This window comes from Virgibacillus subterraneus (assembly GCF_900110695.1).
Classification (GTDB): domain Bacteria; phylum Bacillota; class Bacilli; order Bacillales; family Amphibacillaceae; genus Lentibacillus; species Lentibacillus subterraneus.
This window is the reverse complement of the sequence record NZ_FOEH01000002.1, coordinates 587308-603548: the sequence shown is the minus strand read 5'-3', so window position 1 is coordinate 603548 and position 16241 is coordinate 587308. Positions and strand designations below refer to the sequence as shown.

At 32.9% G+C, this 16241-nt stretch carries 25 protein-coding genes and 1 pseudogene; all 26 read left to right on the top strand.

Annotated features, from left to right (window positions below):
* The first annotated feature begins 92 nt into the window (after positions 1-92).
* The 26 genes and pseudogenes from BMY13_RS09630 to BMY13_RS09510 all read left to right on the top strand — a co-directional run bounded on the left by BMY13_RS09630 (position 93) and on the right by BMY13_RS09510 (position 16238).
* Positions 93-281, top strand: a complete 189-nt coding sequence (locus BMY13_RS09630; RefSeq protein WP_092492808.1) for a hypothetical protein — start codon at positions 93-95, stop codon at positions 279-281.
* Between the two features lie 176 nt (positions 282-457).
* Positions 458-628, top strand: coding sequence for a hypothetical protein (locus BMY13_RS19475; protein WP_175476762.1), 171 nt, complete (start codon positions 458-460; stop codon positions 626-628).
* A gap of 181 nt (positions 629-809) precedes the next feature.
* Positions 810-1160 carry a YqfO family protein gene (locus BMY13_RS09625; protein ID WP_092492807.1) on the top strand — a complete coding sequence of 117 codons (351 nt, stop codon included), beginning with the start codon at positions 810-812 and terminating at the stop codon, positions 1158-1160.
* A gap of 203 nt (positions 1161-1363) precedes the next feature.
* A complete protein-coding gene (locus tag BMY13_RS09620) occupies positions 1364-1666 on the top strand; it encodes a hypothetical protein (RefSeq protein WP_245736072.1) in 303 nt (100 codons plus the stop codon).
* A 243-nt stretch (positions 1667-1909) separates the two neighbouring features.
* Positions 1910-2239, top strand: coding sequence for a hypothetical protein (locus tag BMY13_RS09615; protein WP_092504187.1), 330 nt, complete (start codon positions 1910-1912; stop codon positions 2237-2239).
* 368 nt (positions 2240-2607) lie between these two features.
* The gene (locus BMY13_RS09610) at positions 2608-2802 is read left to right on the top strand and encodes a hypothetical protein (RefSeq protein ID WP_092492804.1); all 195 of its coding nucleotides are present in this window, start codon (positions 2608-2610) and stop codon (positions 2800-2802) included.
* A 610-nt stretch (positions 2803-3412) separates the two neighbouring features.
* Positions 3413-3631 carry a nuclear transport factor 2 family protein gene (locus tag BMY13_RS20060; protein WP_425445147.1) on the top strand — a complete coding sequence of 73 codons (219 nt, stop codon included), beginning with the start codon at positions 3413-3415 and terminating at the stop codon, positions 3629-3631.
* A complete protein-coding gene (locus BMY13_RS09605) occupies positions 3555-3809 on the top strand; it encodes an ester cyclase (RefSeq protein WP_092504185.1) in 255 nt (84 codons plus the stop codon). The genes BMY13_RS20060 and BMY13_RS09605 overlap by 77 nt, the downstream gene beginning before the upstream one ends.
* 293 nt (positions 3810-4102) lie before the next feature.
* Positions 4103-4381 (top strand): annotated as a pseudogene (locus tag BMY13_RS09600) (aminoglycoside 6-adenylyltransferase); the annotation flags it as partial.
* A 47-nt stretch (positions 4382-4428) separates the two neighbouring features.
* Positions 4429-5298 carry a GNAT family N-acetyltransferase gene (locus tag BMY13_RS09595; RefSeq protein WP_092504183.1) on the top strand — a complete coding sequence of 290 codons (870 nt, stop codon included), beginning with the start codon at positions 4429-4431 and terminating at the stop codon, positions 5296-5298.
* A gap of 216 nt (positions 5299-5514) precedes the next feature.
* Positions 5515-6345 carry a GNAT family N-acetyltransferase gene (locus BMY13_RS09590; RefSeq protein ID WP_092504181.1) on the top strand — a complete coding sequence of 277 codons (831 nt, stop codon included), beginning with the start codon at positions 5515-5517 and terminating at the stop codon, positions 6343-6345.
* Between the two features lie 204 nt (positions 6346-6549).
* A complete protein-coding gene (locus tag BMY13_RS09585) occupies positions 6550-6882 on the top strand; it encodes a MazG nucleotide pyrophosphohydrolase domain-containing protein (RefSeq protein WP_092504179.1) in 333 nt (110 codons plus the stop codon).
* Positions 6883-7044: 162 nt separating this feature from the next.
* Positions 7045-7581, top strand: coding sequence for a dihydrofolate reductase family protein (locus BMY13_RS09580; protein ID WP_092504176.1), 537 nt, complete (start codon positions 7045-7047; stop codon positions 7579-7581).
* Between the two features lie 170 nt (positions 7582-7751).
* Complete coding sequence (locus BMY13_RS09575) at positions 7752-8093, top strand: VOC family protein (protein WP_092504174.1); 342 nt, start codon at positions 7752-7754, stop codon at positions 8091-8093.
* Between the two features lie 215 nt (positions 8094-8308).
* Positions 8309-8731, top strand: a complete 423-nt coding sequence (locus BMY13_RS09570) for a MarR family winged helix-turn-helix transcriptional regulator (RefSeq protein WP_092504172.1) — start codon at positions 8309-8311, stop codon at positions 8729-8731.
* 11 nt (positions 8732-8742) lie between these two features.
* On the top strand, positions 8743-9057 hold the full coding sequence (locus BMY13_RS09565) for a YciI family protein (protein ID WP_092504170.1): 315 nt from the start codon (positions 8743-8745) through the stop codon (positions 9055-9057).
* Between the two features lie 192 nt (positions 9058-9249).
* Positions 9250-9747, top strand: coding sequence for a GNAT family N-acetyltransferase (locus BMY13_RS09560; protein ID WP_092504168.1), 498 nt, complete (start codon positions 9250-9252; stop codon positions 9745-9747).
* A 141-nt stretch (positions 9748-9888) separates the two neighbouring features.
* A complete protein-coding gene (locus tag BMY13_RS09555; protein ID WP_092504166.1) occupies positions 9889-10548 on the top strand; it encodes a hypothetical protein in 660 nt (219 codons plus the stop codon).
* 540 nt (positions 10549-11088) lie between these two features.
* Complete coding sequence (locus BMY13_RS09550; RefSeq protein WP_092492794.1) at positions 11089-11541, top strand: hypothetical protein; 453 nt, start codon at positions 11089-11091, stop codon at positions 11539-11541.
* 427 nt (positions 11542-11968) lie between these two features.
* Positions 11969-12271, top strand: coding sequence for a hypothetical protein (locus BMY13_RS09545; protein ID WP_092504164.1), 303 nt, complete (start codon positions 11969-11971; stop codon positions 12269-12271).
* Positions 12272-12518: 247 nt separating this feature from the next.
* Positions 12519-12797 (top strand): hypothetical protein, encoded by a 279-nt coding sequence (locus tag BMY13_RS09535; RefSeq protein WP_092504162.1) that lies wholly within the window; start codon positions 12519-12521, stop codon positions 12795-12797.
* Between the two features lie 152 nt (positions 12798-12949).
* A complete protein-coding gene (locus BMY13_RS09530) occupies positions 12950-14236 on the top strand; it encodes an APC family permease (protein ID WP_092504160.1) in 1287 nt (428 codons plus the stop codon).
* Entirely contained in the window at positions 14220-14804 is a 585-nt protein-coding gene (locus BMY13_RS09525) for a bifunctional transcriptional activator/DNA repair enzyme AdaA (protein ID WP_092492789.1), read from the top strand. Before BMY13_RS09530 ends, BMY13_RS09525 begins: the two co-directional genes overlap by 17 nt.
* A gap of 112 nt (positions 14805-14916) precedes the next feature.
* Complete coding sequence (locus BMY13_RS09520) at positions 14917-15138, top strand: EAL domain-containing protein (RefSeq protein WP_092504158.1); 222 nt, start codon at positions 14917-14919, stop codon at positions 15136-15138.
* A gap of 130 nt (positions 15139-15268) precedes the next feature.
* Positions 15269-15517, top strand: a complete 249-nt coding sequence (locus BMY13_RS09515; RefSeq protein ID WP_281243681.1) for an EAL domain-containing protein — start codon at positions 15269-15271, stop codon at positions 15515-15517.
* On the top strand, positions 15468-16238 hold the full coding sequence (locus BMY13_RS09510; RefSeq protein ID WP_092504154.1) for a site-specific integrase: 771 nt from the start codon (positions 15468-15470) through the stop codon (positions 16236-16238). The genes BMY13_RS09515 and BMY13_RS09510 overlap by 50 nt, the downstream gene beginning before the upstream one ends.
* Positions 16239-16241: the final 3 nt, after the last annotated feature.

The window sequence follows — 16241 nt, the reverse complement described above, 5'->3', positions numbered from 1 at the left end:
TAACGGGTGCAAAAGTGAAACAAGGAGTTGTCGATGAGGCAGTTCCTAATGATTTAGAAATAAAATGGCTAAGAAAAGCATAGGAGGTAGAAATGAAAAGAAAGAGAAGTTGGTCACAAGGTGTTTTGGTAGGACTCATTACTGGTCTATTTGCTTTTGCAGCAAGCATGTTCGTTCCAAATTCTAGTTATAGGGAAATTATAATTGGCTTAATTGCTGGTTTAGGTGCTTATATCGGCGCAAAATTAGCTGACAAATTCACCCGCAATGATAATGACTAAAAACTAGAAGTTTATTTAACTATAGGGTGCAAGAGTTTAACAAGGGATCGTCGATTACGGCGATCCTATTTTTGTATTTGAAGAATCATTGGAATTTTATGTTAAAATAAATTGTGTGAACAGATGTACTTAAATTAACGCAGCAGGTTTCTTGAATAAGGTGGGGGGGGGATTAAATGCGTTCTATAAAAATAATGTTATTAGGAATTGCAATAATGATAGTGGTATTGTATCTGGAAGAAAACTCATCTATAGTACCTGGAGATGGAGAATTTTTCATTATGATTATTGGTATTTTAATTACGGTTATTGGGTTATTTAAAAAGGATAAATTTGGAAAAGTATAACCTGTCGTTATTCAGGTAACGGGTGCGATAATCGAATAAATATGTGCCAGAATCGGGCCATATAATTAAGTAACGCCTTGTAAAAATAAAATCACTTATAGAATTCAGCTGGCCAGCATATATGGAGCGAAACTGTGGTAAAAGGTTATTATCGAAAAGAGTAATTGGGAGGAAAAGAATTATGAAATTAATACCAATATACAGAATTAATACTTATGTGGTTCCAGAATCTTTGGATAGAGTAATTGAAGGTGTGTTAAGTGTTGATGGTTTAATTTATGGAAACTACAAGAACGTAGCGTGGCATTCCAATGATGGAATAGAACAATTCGTCCCTTCAGAAAATTCTGTGCCAACAGAGGGTAGTATAGGGGAGAGGAAGCAAGTAACATCTTTTAAAATAGAATTTTCCATTCCAAGAGATAAAAATTTACTATCAAAAGTAATTGAAGAAGGCATTTATCCTAATCACCCTTGGGATGAGCCAGTCGTACAAGTAACCGAAGAATATGAAACGAGAAAGCACGGTTAAATTCTTCTTTTTATCTCTTACCTTCTTTGGTTTACCTTATTCCATTGGCTGAAGAACTTAATTGACATTGCCACAATCGGGCGCTAATCAGGAATAAGTATTAGCGCCTAAACTGGATATAAGGACCATTTAACAGAATAAATTATGTTAAAATTGGATCAATTAAAAAGTGAAAGAAGGGAGCGTCTAATATAAGCTTAGCATTGGAAATTGCGCGTATTTCACTACCTGTTGTAATAGCGGGTGAGATTGCAGTATTTGTAGTTATTAGAATTAAGCATAAATATCAGAAAGGCACCCTGGGTAAGAAAAAATCAAAAGGCGATCAAAATTTATTAGATAGTTTAATACCACTCGGAATGATGATTGGTTGTGCTGTTGCTGTACTTCTCAGCGTATTTTTCCCAATCTCCTTATTATCTACAGTTGGTTTGGGAGCTGGAATAGGTTTATTATTTGGATACTTTGCTTATGAAATTTCTAGCAAAAAAGTAGAAAGTTATTAATAAATAGCTATCTTCCGGGTAAGGGCGCGAGAATTGAATAAGGCTTGCGTCTACATTTGCTTAAAGGGCCAGTTTATTGAATACGACCATTGTCAAAAGGGAGCTATATTCTAAGAAGGATATACACCTCTATTTGTTTAAAAATGAACAACAACCACCATATCACTTGGCGTGAAACAACTCCACCTCTAGAAGGATGTAATATCCTCAAAATGCTTATAAAATAAAGAAGAGGTGATACCAATGAACAAACAACCTGAAAATTTATTTGATTTAGTAAAAGTGAATAAAAGTTACAAAGGGTATATAGAGATTAACTCAGACCTTAATTTATTATCAACATTAATGGAGTTGTTCCAGGAGGGACGAGAAGACAACGAAAAGTTAATAAAGCTAATCAATAGTTCTCTACTTTTAGGTCAATGTAAAGATAGAAAGGAACTGGATCAGAAGTACAAAGAAATAATCAATGAAATTGGGGAATTTGATGAAATCGAGGTCTATAATACACTGACAGAGTGGGGAAAGTTATGTTGGGAGATATCATTAAATAAACTATACACCTCTGATTAATCTATACTATTGGACGTATCTATCTTCTAACATCTAATAGTTGTCTATCAGAAAGCTTTTATTCAAAGAAAAATTTCTGTAAATAAGAACAGATTTTTATGAAGAAGTCATTATAATTAATAGGATTTATTAAGCAATCGGGCGCGATTGTTTAATAAGCGGCTATTTTCTTCTTCAACTAACGGGTGCAATAGTTTAACAGGGCGATTCATAGAATTTGATCGTCTTTTTTTATTGAAAAACTCAATAATATATTTGGAATATTATGTTAGTATTTAAGTGTAGAGATATTGAACTAAACGCAGCAAAGAGTTGAAGAAACTTAAATTTTATTCGACTTATTTATTTGCAATTAGAGGGGGACAACAATGGGGTTTATAATAACTTTCTTTTGTATTTGGTTGTGTAGCTTTTTAATTGCTAGGTTATTTAGCTTATTTGGTGGCAAATGGAGTCCCTTTGGTAAAACTTATTGGAAAAATGATTTAGTTATTTGTTTAGCCCAAGCTCTGGTTATTACTCTTATATTTGTATTTTTCTTTTCTTTTAATACTAATAATTAAAGGATTTCCATTGTGCTAACGGGTGGAACTGTTCAAGAAGAGCAGTTCCTCTTGTGCTAACGCAGCAGTTTAGTTGAAGAAGGAGAATTTACTTTTAATGGAGAAATAATATTACAGTGACTATGTACAACAAATAGAATTGCAATACTGGTAAACTAGTGAAAATCAAGTATCAGACGAATACTTAGATAATAAAAATGATATTTCTGTGTTTGTTGATGCTGTTAATAGTGCTAAAGAATTAGATAAACAAAAAATAATTACTACATAGCCTTTACTTTTTTTAAAATTTTTCTGGATGATAACCCAAAGAAGAACTATCATCTTTGGCTTAATGAGAGTGGAGAGGGTTATGACCAAAGACTTTTATCAGAAGAAAATGGTACTTTTAAACTTAATGGAAATTCAATTGAAACATTAACAGATTTCTTCGCAGATAATAAAAAGTGAAATTGAATTCGAAAAATAAAGAGTTGAAGTTGTTCAACAAACGGGTGCAATAGTTGAACAAGGAGTTTGTAGGAAAGCTCCTTTTTTATAGTCCTAACTAGCAGTTTAATTTAAGAAGTAAATGAATAATGTAAAAAATAATGAAGCGGGTGATGAATAAATGAACAAGAAACGACTTGTTGAGAGATGGTTTAATGAAATTTTCACTAAAGGTGATATCAATATTTTAAAAGAGATTACTGCACCTAACTTTGTTAGTCATGTACCAAATCATGATTTTAACGGGCATGATGAGTTTATTAATGATTTTATTAATTGGTTTAGAACGGTTTTCACTGATGACGTTTGGAGCATTGAAGATTATAGGATTAGAAGATAAGGTAGCTGTGAGATACACAGGGCATATGACTTACAAAGGGGGATGGGAAGACATTCCGTCCTCTGACCAACGTGTGAAAGAAACAGGTATAATGATAATAAGATTTGAGAGTGGATTAATTAAGGAAATGTGGTGTGAAATGAGTGACCTTGATGTCATGAACCAATTAAAAAAATAAAAATGGACAAGGGGTTGCCAAATTTTCTTATTCAACTATAGAAGCAGTAATATTGAAGAAGAAAAATGCCGTTTTAGTTAAATTTTTTTATATGCATTTTCTATAAAAAAGGAATTTCCGAACATATATTGAACTAATTTAAGTACAGGATAAATCTAAACAGGGAAGGAAGATTAGATGAAAAAAACCTTAAATAAATTATAAACTTTTATTATTTTATTAGGTTTATATCATCCTCGAGCCCCTCCGTTGTAATTTTTATTCAAAAACTAACTATTTTAGGAGGGAAATAAATGAGGAATGAACAAGAAATGATGGACCTAATAATAAATTTCGCAAAGGCAGATGAGCGTATTCGAGCAGTTTATATGAATGGTTCAAGAACAAACCCTAATGTACCCAAAGATATTTTTCAGGATTATGATATTGTTTATGTTGTGACAGAAACAGCGTCTTTTATAGAAGATAAGACATGGATTAACGAGTTTGGAAGTTTAATAATGATGCAAGAACCTGACAAAAATGATTTTGGTAGGGAAATTGATTTCGATTTCACCAAGTCTTATCCGTATAATGAATAAGTGATTTTAGAAAACGATTTAGAGAAGGTGAAATCGTAATGGCTACATATAAAAACACACTACTAAAATTAGTTCAGTTTGATAAAAATGATGTTTCAGGTTTGATTGAACTCTCCGCATCAGTCGGCTGGGATTATGATGAATATGAAATTAGAACCATTATGTCATCCGGAAAAATATTCGGTCACAAAAATGCTGAGGGGAAAATCGTGTCTAGTGCTGCAATAATACTGTACGATACCAGTGTAGCTTCAATTGGTATGGTGATTGTTGATAACGAATATAGAGGTATGGGATTAGGGAAGAATGCAACTCAACAATGTATGGGATTTGCCACTAGTGATATTTCAATTATGCTAATTGCTACAGAGGTGGGAAAACCCCTATATGAAAGAATGGGTTTTATAACTGTTGATTGTGTCCATAAGTATCTTTGTGGTAGCTATACAGCTACAAAACCATTAGATAAAACAGGAGTAGCCATTGAAGATTTCGTTGAGAATAATTTTACTGAAATTGTAAATTTAGACAAGATTGCCTTTGGAGACAGTAGAAGCAACTTTCTTCATAATAGGATAAATCAATCAGAACAATGTTTAGTAGTTAAAGACAATAAAGCAAATATTATTGGTTATGGAATATCTATTTCAGGACCAATAAATCTAATTTTGGGACCTATTGTAGCACCAGATTCTCAAACAGCGGCTTTATTACTTGATAGTCTAGCTTTTAATCATCAAGGTAAATTAAGGATTGATGTACCATCAGGTAATGATGAATTTATGTTGTTCTTGGAACAGAAAGGATTTATAAAAGCTAGCGAACCACCTATAATAATAACTAATTCTGTCAATATACCACCTAGAAACAATACATTGTTCGCCATAGCTGCGCAGATTTTTGGATAAGAGGAATAGAGTCTTTATTAAGAAATGTGTGTAGAAGTTAAATATAGGAGTGTGTAAAAAAGCTCCCTTTTTTCATTATATAATAATGTAGCTTAACTGTATAAGAATGAAAGCTAAGATATAAAAGGTAAAAAGAGAGTGTGAACGATTACACTAACTGGCAGTTTAGTTTAACAGGGAACTTTAAAATAGTATGTGGTGAGAGGAGGATAACGGATGATTTCAGAACTTAAAAAGTCTGAATTTTATAAGTGTAAAGAATTATTATATGAACAAGGACACATAGAACCAAAAGCAATAATTGAAGGGAAAAATTCTGGTCGAATATTTGTAGATGATATTATTTCTCCTACCTCTGGATTTATTTGGTTAGGAAGTAATAATGGATTTATCTTTATTGGTAACGAAGAAAATGAGGGATTTAATTTTGAGTTAAAAAATTTTATTAATACAGTAATCAAACTAGATGCCAGAAAAGTTGGTTTAACGTCTTTTGAAGCGATAGGTAATCATTCGAAATGGAATAAGACTATCAAAAAAGTATTTGGCGAAAATTTGATTAGTTATAATCAAAGGGTTTATGAATTACAAAAGGATGATTATAGAAAACAAAATGTACCTATTATAGAGCAAGGATATGAAGTTATAAAAATCACAAAAACTATTTTGGAAAACAGAGATTATTTAGTATATGAAAACATTGAATTTTTGCATTCGAAAGTTTTAGAGTTTTGGACTTCATTTGAAAGGTTTTTAAATTATGGTATTGGTTATTGTGTTGTTTATGAAAATGAAATTGTAAGTGTTTGTTTTTCGGGTGTAGTAGCTGGAAATGTACACGGTATAGACATTGAGACTTTAAAGCATCATCAAGGAAAAAAACTTGCACAAAAGGTGGCTCATACTTTTGTAAAAGACTGTATAGAGAATAATAATACTCCATATTGGGATTGTATGGAGGTAAATAAACCATCAGTTTCTGTTGTAGAAAATATAGGATTTAAAAATAAATTTAATTATATTTGGTATAGTATCTCTTTTGAATAAAATTCTTCTTCAACTATTGGGTGCAATTGTTGAACAAGGAAATTTGCACTTTGATTAACTAATGGGGATGAATAGTGAAATTATAGCATTATAAATGCTGTATTTTAAGGTAATGGCATTCTACACTATATAAAAAGAAAAGGTAATATGCTACTTTGTGTTGAATTTTTAATGAGAAAAATAATATTAAAAGTGAGGATTCTTATGAAACAATTAACGTTCCAAGAGTTCCAGAACTACCTAGCATTAAAATATAAAGAAGGACGCTCTTCATCTGCTTTATTTATGAAACTTGTAGAAGAAATTGGCGAGGTAGCAGAGGTGCTAAACCAGCTAGAAGGTCGAAAGGAAATTTCAGGGGATACTTCTTTAGAAAAAGAGTTAGTTGATGTCATACATTACGCAATGGCAATTGCCAGCATAAATCACATTGATTTAACAAAAGCCATCATTAAAAAGGATAGTCAAGCTGCTATTAAATATAATCAATCTCCAAATTTAGAAGAGTTTTTAGTATTACAAGATAAAGAACATTAGAATTGAAAGTAGTATTTCACTATTCGACAAACGGGTAGCTTTCCTTGGATAAGGAATTACATCATTGTTCAACTATAGCAGTAGAAGAGTTGAATAGTTCAATGTAATGTGCCACACTAAGTGGGAACAAATGTTTGTTTCAGGGTGAAAGGGTGTTGTTGAATGAATGATAGTAAAACTAAGTTAGTTTTTTATGGTGCGATAAGCATAGACGGCTACCTTGCAAGGGATGACCATTCGTTGGATTGGTTGTTGGGTACAGAGGGTGAAGAAGAAATTGGTTATCCCGATTTCTTTTCTACTATCGATATTGTTATAATGGGCAGAAAAACTTATGATCAAATCATGCTAAACCTACCTGATGATGGCTTTCCATATAAGGGCAGGGAGTGTTATGTTTTTTCTCGTTTATTAACTGGTTCTGATAATAATGTTCAATACATAAATGATGATATTGTTAATTATACAAACTCATTAAAAGAAAAACGTGGAAAACGGATATGGATTGTCGGTGGTGGAGAGGTTCTTTATCCTCTTCTTCAAGAAAGGCTTGTTGATGAATTTTATATTCAAATTGCCCCAACTATCATGGGGCGTGGCATTCCACTATTTTTACCGAATGAGAAAGAGAATGAGTTAAAACTTATAAATGTAAAGCATTGTAAACAATTCGCTGAATTACACTATGAGTTAAAATAAAAAGACAAAAAGGAAAGACTCTTCCACTAACGGGTGCACGAGTTGAATAAGGAATCGCATCCTGGTTCAACAATAGATCCAGTTTTATTGAATAAGAACGCAAAAAAATAAAAGTATTAATTTCCTAATAATAGAAATTATTATTAAATTCTTAAAGGGAGTGTACTTATATGTTTGAAAGGATAGACACTGTATGTATAACGGTTAGTAATGTGGATCAATCAAGTATTTGGTACCAGGAATTAGGTTTTAAAGTAGCTTTCAAAGGAGAAGATTATCAAGTATTCACGATTGGAAATAGTGGAGTTCCATTAACTATTGAAGAAGGAAGTGTATCTTCGCAAGAGAACTCAACTTATCCGATTTTTTTCACTACTGATATTAAAAATACATATTTAAAGATAAAAGAAAAAGGTGTAGAAGTAACTGAATTAAAAGATAATGGTGACAATAAGTTTTTTGATTTTTACGATTTAGATAATAATAAATTGCAGGTTTGTTTTTGGGAATAAATCAGAAAATCCCTATTTTCTTATTAAACTATCGGGTGCAATAGTTTAACAAGGGATCGTCGATTATGGCGATCCTATTCTTATTTGAAGAATTATTGAAATTTTATGTTAGAATAAGTACGTGAATTAATGTACTTAAAGTAACGCAGCAGGTTAGTTTAAGTAGATGGATTAATTTTCTTGACAGTTAGCATACTAATTGTTAGTATGCTAACATGAATAAAAACACTATAACTATCAATTGTTTAGCATTTCAATTAAGTAACGCTCGTAAAAAAGTTCAAAAATGGTATGAAAAAAAATTAGAGAGATTAGGTCTTAACACATCTTATGTCTATGTGATGGAAGTAATAAAGGAGTTTGGACCATCAAGTTTATCATTGATTGCAGAGAAAATTGAGCTTGAACGAGCAACTGTAAGTAATTTACTTGGAAGAATGGAAAGGGACGGATTTATAAAACGATTACCAGGAAAAGAAAGGAGGTCTATGGAGGTTATATTAACCCAAAAAGGTAATGATATTTTGGATGAAGCATTATTTAGTCTACAACAAGCTGATATAGAATTAGATGAATTGCTTGTTGGTAATTTAGATGGAATAAAGGATTCAATTAAGGTAATAAATGCAAAGTTATAGGAGTGGATTTTGTGAAGAAATTTTTAGTTCATCTTTCAAATAAAAAAAGAGAATTAATGACAAAAGAATTGATTATCGACCATGTTAATTACTTAAAAATGTTGAAAGAACGTGGAGTATTACCATTTTGCGGACCTTGTGTAGATGGTACTGCACTAATGATAATTGATGCACCATCTTATGATAAGGTAAGGGATTATGTAGAAAATGACCCATTCTCAAAGGTCGACTACTACATAGATAGAAAAATTGTCGAGGTTGAAGAAGCTACTTTAGAAAACAATTTTTTATTAGATGATGTACTTGGTTATCTAAATTCAAAATAAGCGTAGTTAATCACAATGTTCTTGAACTAACGGGTGTAATAGTTTAACAAGGGATCGTCAATTATGGCGATCCTATTCTTATCTAAAGAATTATTGGAATTTTATGTTAGAATAAGTACGTGAATTAATGTACTTAAAGTAACGCAGCAGGCTAGTTCAATAAGAGTGAAACAAATAAGGGAGCGAAAATTAATGATAGTTAGAGAAGTAGAAACTTCTGATGCAGAAAATTTAGCAAATCTTATTAAACAGGTTGATGAAAGTTCACAGTATATGCTTTGGGAAGCTGGAGAAAGAAATATTAAATCCGAAAACCAATTAAAGGTGATTAATGGCATTAAGAATGCTGAAAACTCTACTATACTTGTTGCTGAAAAGGATAATGAGTTGGTTGGTTACTTGATAGTTATAGGTGGTAATGCACAACGGAATAAGCATTCGGCTTACATTGTTATTGGGATTTTGAAGGGTTATAGAGGAAAGGGAATCGGAAAACAACTAATTAACAAACTGGAACAATGGGCTGTTAATCAAAATGTTAGTAGGTTAGAACTAACAGTCGTAACTAAAAATGAAGGAGCATTGTCATTATATAAGAACTTAGGGTTTGAAATTGAAGGAACAAAAAGAAATTCATTGCTTTTAAATGATGAATTTGTTGATGAATACTATATGTCGAAACTTTTATAGTATTGTTCTTGAATAAACGGGTGCAATACTTTAAAAGGAAAAGCCGATGCTTATTGGCTTTTCCTTTTAAAGTTGCAGGTAAATTATACAGAGATTTTAGAACATTAAGGTAAGATTGAAGTTAAATATAGGGGGATTAAAATGGAGAAAATAGTTACTTTATTATTAACAACATTATGTATTATTGTTTTCTTATCAGGTTGTACGGATAAAAGTTCGATTCAAAACGCTGACAAAACGAATGATGACAACGCTACGAAACAACTTATTGAAGATAAAGATGACCGAATAAAAAAATTAGAAGAAAAGAATGAGGAACTAGAAAATACATTACAAAGTATTGAAACGGATTTTAACTATGCGAAAGAGGAAGCTGATTATTATAATCAATTGATTGACGACCTTATAAATGAATACAGTGACGCTCAATTAAAGGATTTAGCAAAAGAATTATGGGATTATGAGTTAGAAGTAAATGGGTCACCTGTTCCGAAAGACGGTATAATAGAAGTGAAGAAAAACACAATTAAAGTTTCTGTGGTGCAAAGACAACCACCTTATGTAGTTTTACCAAAGGACATTTTTACGCAAGGGAAAATCAGCGGAAATTATAATGAGCATCTTATAAAATTTAACCCCAGCCCAACTAAAACATATGGTACTGATGGAACAATTGTTACGGGGACTCACCACCAATTTGTTGAAGTTGAAAAAGGTGCAATAATTTCATTCTCTATCACAGGAGAGTTAAGGAAAAGGTTAGGATTAGATACTTCGGAGGTTACGATTAAGAAAAGATAATATTCCCTACTTAAGCTAACGGGTGCAATAGTTAAATAAGCAGACTGACGTTAAAGTCGATCTTTTCTTTTGTTCAGAAATTTTCGATTACTAATTGTAATATTTTGTTAACATTAAATATATAGAATTGAACTATCTGGCAGAATAGTGTAAAAGAAAGGGGTTTGAACAGATACCAACTTGTCAAAATTACGTCAGAGAATGGAGTTGGAAACAAACGTTTAAAAAGATGTTTACATTAGATACTTCTATGGAATGTCCGCATTGTGGCCAATACTATTTTAGATTCAAGATAGAATTTAAAAATTCATAAGCCTCTTCTCCTCTTGATTTACCTATGATTAATTTATCCTCTTTCATATCTTTTTTATTAAACCTCATACAATTTGTCCTGCAAAGTACTTAATTATTTCAACTCATACTCTTTTAGATATAATATTTTTATATAAAATTTCAGTAAAATTATGTAGAAATAAGGTTTTATTGCCGATATATGGAATAAGTGTTGATAATAGTTAATTTAGTAGGGGGCATATGAAAATGGAAAGAAAAAGAAATAATTTTAGTTTGGCTATTTTTGGCGGGTTGTTGACTTCAATAATCGGTGGAGCAGTATGGGCGTTAATTGTAATACTAACTGAATACGAAATTGGTTTTGTAGCATGGGCAATAGGTGGTCTTGCAGGTTATTCAGTGTTCTATCTGGCAAAAGGTAATGTTACTTCCGCGCATAAAGTTATTGCTGTAGTTGGAAGTTTAATTGGGATTTTACTGGGTAAATATTTCATTGTCGGTTATTATTACAGTAATAGTTTTTCTGGAATATTCAAAAGTGAAGTATTTATATTGTTTCAAGATAATATCTCAGTTTTATTTAGCGGTATGGACATCATCTTTGTATTGTTGGCTGTGATTACAGCATGGCAATTGCCAGACAAGCTAAGTAATAAAGCAACTTCGACAGATCAATCCGCTGAATCTGCTGCTGAATAATAGATAATGGAAAATGCAGGAATTTATCCTGCATTTTTCTGTGCATTTGTATTTTATTAAGGTAATTTATATTTTATGGTTTGCATTCATTAAACGCCGTATGAACTCTAGGTTTATGCCCTTCATTACCTAACAGATCTTCATCAATCCTGCTTCTATGCACAGCACCATATTTCTCCAATAGCCAGAAAGGAACTATAATAAACCAATATTTTGGATGCGAAAAAAAGAAATTCAATAAGCCATTTAGGAAAGTTACAGTTAGGTTAATGACTAGCAAATTTTAATAGAACATTTAATGCCCCCATAAATGGCAGATTTAATAATAAAAAAAGAATTGAACAAAGAAGAAAGAAGACAAATTGAATTTTGTATAAAAGGATTTTAAAACAAAAAATATTTTCATTGAAAGTTGGTTTTAATTCAAATGAGAAAATGGTTTTTATCAGGATTATTTCTCGTATTTATTTCAATAATAACTGTTTGGATAATAGGCTATGTAGAAATCTTAGTTTTTTTAAATTTAATTGTAGGGTTAATTAGTTTAGTTATAGCCCTATATATGCAAATTGGAATGGTTTGGTTTTACCGTTATAACGAGTTTAGAAATAATCATGATTATGCAAGTTACAAAGGGAGAAATCGTCTTAAATATAAATTGGTTGCATTTGGTATACCGAATGTTGTGGTTGGTGAGATAGTAAACAGAGTATTTGATATTTGGACTTAGATAAATAATATTTATTCACCTATGATGGCTTTTCTTGGACTTATTTTTACTTTGATGAGTCTGAAGGGTTCTAAACTAAAGGGTGCAAGAGTTAAACAAAGCGATCATCAATTTGAAAGTCTTTTCTTATCGGAAGATCAAATAGTAAATTCGGAATATTATGTTATATTAAAGTATGATGATATCGAACTGACGGTGCAGGTAGCACAAGAAGGAACTTGCAATCGACTTAAAGGTGGTTAAAGCAATGGAACGAAAATCACTCGAATTGCATGGAAAGAAAAAACTAAAATGGACTAAAAAGTCCTTACAACATCTTAAAAACGATGAGGTTTTAATAAAAACAATTGCGGGGGCAGTTAGTGTTGGAGCTGAACTTCCACAGTATATGGAAAGTGATATAACTGATATGTCACCACAGTATCCCAAAGAAACTGGATATGAAAGTTTAGGATTGTTTCTTCTTTATCCAGAAAGCATAGATGTGCAGAACGGTCTTCAGCAATCGGGCGCGTTTATCGAATAACGCGCCCTTTTTACATTTAAGGGCCATTTTGTGGAATAAAAACTAATGTAAAAAAGCATTTAGATCGTTTCATTAGCGAATTAAACCGCAAAAAACAAGAAGAATTGTTCTTCCCTTTTTAGTATATTAAAAGCTGAAAGAGGGGTGAGATCATGAATAATAGATCCATTGGATTATTTCAAGGAATTGCATTATATATTGCAGCCATACTAGGATCAGGCGTCCTTTTTTTGTCGGGAGTTACAGCTTCAATAGCAGGCCCTGCATCTATTGTATCCTGGTTTATCGTTAATTTAATTAGTTTTCCGCTTGCCTATTCTTTTGCAAGATTGGCCCGAAAATATCCTGATGTTGGTGGAGCAGCAACCTTTGTTAGAAAATCTTTCGGATATCACCTTGGCAATATTGTTGGTTGGTTTTACTTTGTAACCGCAGCAGTTGGGCAAACAATCGTATCATTGACTGGTGCTTTTTACGTCAGTAAGGCGTTTGGATTTTCTCCCTTTGTAAGAACCCTAATTGCCGTCTTTATTTTGGTGATTGCAGGTGTTTCAAATTATTACGGTGTAAATGTCAGTGGTAAAGTCGCATTGATTTTAAGCACTTTGTTACTTGTACTTTTACTATCAGCCGTATCTGTGTCGTTGTCTAATATACAATGGGGGAATTTTACTCCTTTTGTTCCAAATGGATGGTTTTCCGTTGGAAGTGCTATGACGGTTATCTTTTGGTCGTTTTTCGGCTGGGAGGCCATTTGTAATCTGGCTAATAACTTTAAGAAACCGGACAAAGATATTGTCAAGGGGGCCGTTGTTAGTGCAGTTATCATTGGTGTACTATTTTTGGCGTTAAGTCTGGTCACCATTGGAACGGCTACGTATGGCAGTAAGGAAAGCAACCTGTCTCCTATTGGTGTTATAATGGGAGATGCAGTGGGTGCAGGCGCCAAATTTGTCACAGCTATTTTAGCATTAATCATTTGCACAGGAACATCAAATACGTTTGTGGCCAGTCTAACACAATTAGGGTATTCATTAAGCAGGGATGGTGCCTTCCCAAAAGCTCTTTCAAGACTGCATACAACGACTCAAATTCCGAGAAGGATGGTATTGTTTGTAATCTGTTTTTCGGCGGTAGGTGTTTTAGTGGTAAAGGCTTTGTCACTGACGTTCGATGATATTTTGTTTATTCCTACCTCTCTTGGAATTTTAGTCTATATTCTTTCGATGGCAGCAGGGGTGAGATTGTTTAAGAAGAGCACACTGCCATGGTGGGCATCATTAACCGCTTTTATTTTATGCTTACTGGTAATCCCATTTTTCCAATTTTATATTTTTGTTCCGTTAATTGTCGTGGCTTTATATGCGATTTATATGGTTATGAATAAGGGGATTTTTGCCTACAAGGGAGGGTTGAAATCTAATGAAGGATCAAAATGATATTTCCAAGGATACAATGTGGAAGGCAACAGTCTTGTGTGATTCAGCTTATGATGGGATATTCTTTTATGCAGTAAAGACAACAGGTATTTTTTGCCGACCGTCTTGCAAATCAAAAGTACCGAATGTTGGTAACGTGTCCTTCTTTTCCAATGTAGCGGATGCTCAAAAAGCAGGGTACCGACCTTGTAAAAGGTGTCGTCCCGACTTAGAATCAAAGAGTTACGATCCGTTTCAGTCGATTATAGAAGATACAAAGAAGGTCATAAAGAATAATTATTACCAAAAGATGCCCTTAAATGAAGTAGCTTTAAAGGTAGGGGTCAGTCGTTTTCATTTAAACCGAATCTTTAAGAACAGAACTGGCTATACGCCACATATGTATTTGGAAGAAATCAGAATCAAGAAGGCGAAAGAGCTACTTTTAATGACTAAGTTAAACAGCACGGAAATTGGCTATCAAATAGGATATCAAAGCATTTCCAGTTTTTATAATGCGTTTAAACGAAGTACTGGACTTTCGCCAAGCCAATTTCAAGCAAATCATGTGGAAACAGAAGTTTATTAAGGGCTTAAGCTGGATTTGTTATCCTTTCAACAATCGGGCGCAAATCATGAGTAAAGCTGCGTCTGATATTTCTTTAAAGGGTCATTTAATGTAATAAGCAGGAATGCTTTGAATGGAAGCTTTGCTTCGATGGAATCTTTCTTTTGGTCCTGTATCTCCTAACGAATTTATTCCAATCTCTGAAGAAACGGGACTTATTCTTCCTATTGGGGAATGGGTGCTTAGAGAGGCATGCCATCAAATCAAAAAGTGGGAGAAACAAAAACTTCCAAAAGTAATGGTTTCTGTGAATGTATCAGCAAGGCAGTTCAAGGATAGAAATTTCCCATTTTAGGTAAAGGGAATTATCGAAGAAGAGAATATTAATCCGAATGATCTCGAAATCGAAATTACAGAAAGTGTTATGTTAGATGTAGAGGACTCATCACAACTCATACAAGGGTTGAAAGAATTGGGCTTAAAAGTTGCCATCGAGCGATTTTGGGACGGGATATTCATCTTTGAACGTCATGAAAAGTGTCGAAATTGACACCTTAATGATTGATAAATCTATGATTTACGATGTTTCGAAAAATGAGCGCATGCTGTCTATGTTAACTGCTATTATTCGCTTAGGAAAGGACCTTATTACCAAAGGGATTGAGCGAACATCATTCTCCTATAATGAACTTGGACAAATTAAAACAAGTTTATCGACATGTACAAACACTTAAAAACGAGGGAAATGATGTTGAGATAACTGTAAAAGTGATGCTATTTACTGGTCTAGGTAATGAGGCATTAACAAAATTAATAGTAAACGATGTATTATTTGATCAGGAAATGCTTCGGTATAATGCAGGTATTGTAAACAGTAAACACAAAGTTCAATTTTTTCCGTTACCACCTGCTTTAATTAAATTGACACAAAACCATATAAAAGAAAATCAGCTGCAACCTGATGATTCACTATTATACGGGCTAAAAGGACAACCACTTCAGAATAAACAATTGAATCGAATCACAAACAAGATTTGTCAAGAATTAGGGTGGGAAGGAGGGGAACGCGTTACACCTCATGGTTTTCGCGCAACCATCGCTACACTGATTGACGAAAGGGGAATTGGGACGGACACCATCAAGTTTATGCTTGGCCATAGTGAAAAAGAAAACATTCATTACTATTTAAGGAGGGATCAACGTAAAATTAATCTCCTGCGAACTGAATTGACGAAGATTGAACAAGAATTAGAGGATGGCTTAACCCAGAGTCCCGATTCAATTCTACCATCTAACTCAAATAAACAGGAGGGGAGACATGCAAACAACGAAACAAGTTTAAATTTAGATGAAGATACACTAATACAATTATTAGATACGCATCCGAAACTTGCTATTCAACTAATCAAAAAGGGGTATGGTAGCACCAAACAAAACAGCTTTCCTGACAACTAGCAG

Excerpts from the sequence above, each read along its gene's own strand:
- BMY13_RS09630 (WP_092492808.1), top strand. The coding sequence starts at position 93 with ATGAAAAGAAAGAGAAGTTGGTCACAAGGTGTTTTGGTAGGACTCATT.
- BMY13_RS19475 (WP_175476762.1), top strand. The coding sequence starts at position 458 with ATGCGTTCTATAAAAATAATGTTATTAGGAATTGCAATAATGATAGTG.
- BMY13_RS09625 (WP_092492807.1), top strand. The coding sequence starts at position 810 with ATGAAATTAATACCAATATACAGAATTAATACTTATGTGGTTCCAGAA.
- BMY13_RS09615 (WP_092504187.1), top strand. The coding sequence starts at position 1,910 with ATGAACAAACAACCTGAAAATTTATTTGATTTAGTAAAAGTGAATAAA.
- BMY13_RS09610 (WP_092492804.1), top strand. The coding sequence starts at position 2,608 with ATGGGGTTTATAATAACTTTCTTTTGTATTTGGTTGTGTAGCTTTTTA.
- BMY13_RS20060 (WP_425445147.1), top strand. The coding sequence starts at position 3,413 with ATGAACAAGAAACGACTTGTTGAGAGATGGTTTAATGAAATTTTCACT.
- BMY13_RS09605 (WP_092504185.1), top strand. The coding sequence starts at position 3,555 with ATGATTTTATTAATTGGTTTAGAACGGTTTTCACTGATGACGTTTGGA.
- BMY13_RS09595 (WP_092504183.1), top strand. The coding sequence starts at position 4,429 with ATGGCTACATATAAAAACACACTACTAAAATTAGTTCAGTTTGATAAA.
- BMY13_RS09590 (WP_092504181.1), top strand. The coding sequence starts at position 5,515 with ATGATTTCAGAACTTAAAAAGTCTGAATTTTATAAGTGTAAAGAATTA.
- BMY13_RS09585 (WP_092504179.1), top strand. The coding sequence starts at position 6,550 with ATGAAACAATTAACGTTCCAAGAGTTCCAGAACTACCTAGCATTAAAA.
- BMY13_RS09580 (WP_092504176.1), top strand. The coding sequence starts at position 7,045 with ATGAATGATAGTAAAACTAAGTTAGTTTTTTATGGTGCGATAAGCATA.
- BMY13_RS09575 (WP_092504174.1), top strand. The coding sequence starts at position 7,752 with ATGTTTGAAAGGATAGACACTGTATGTATAACGGTTAGTAATGTGGAT.
- BMY13_RS09570 (WP_092504172.1), top strand. The coding sequence starts at position 8,309 with ATGAATAAAAACACTATAACTATCAATTGTTTAGCATTTCAATTAAGT.
- BMY13_RS09560 (WP_092504168.1), top strand. The coding sequence starts at position 9,250 with ATGATAGTTAGAGAAGTAGAAACTTCTGATGCAGAAAATTTAGCAAAT.
- BMY13_RS09555 (WP_092504166.1), top strand. The coding sequence starts at position 9,889 with ATGGAGAAAATAGTTACTTTATTATTAACAACATTATGTATTATTGTT.
- BMY13_RS09550 (WP_092492794.1), top strand. The coding sequence starts at position 11,089 with ATGGAAAGAAAAAGAAATAATTTTAGTTTGGCTATTTTTGGCGGGTTG.
- BMY13_RS09545 (WP_092504164.1), top strand. The coding sequence starts at position 11,969 with ATGAGAAAATGGTTTTTATCAGGATTATTTCTCGTATTTATTTCAATA.
- BMY13_RS09535 (WP_092504162.1), top strand. The coding sequence starts at position 12,519 with ATGGAACGAAAATCACTCGAATTGCATGGAAAGAAAAAACTAAAATGG.
- BMY13_RS09530 (WP_092504160.1), top strand. The coding sequence starts at position 12,950 with ATGAATAATAGATCCATTGGATTATTTCAAGGAATTGCATTATATATT.
- BMY13_RS09525 (WP_092492789.1), top strand. The coding sequence starts at position 14,220 with ATGAAGGATCAAAATGATATTTCCAAGGATACAATGTGGAAGGCAACA.
- BMY13_RS09520 (WP_092504158.1), top strand. The coding sequence starts at position 14,917 with ATGGAAGCTTTGCTTCGATGGAATCTTTCTTTTGGTCCTGTATCTCCT.
- BMY13_RS09510 (WP_092504154.1), top strand. The coding sequence starts at position 15,468 with ATGAACTTGGACAAATTAAAACAAGTTTATCGACATGTACAAACACTT.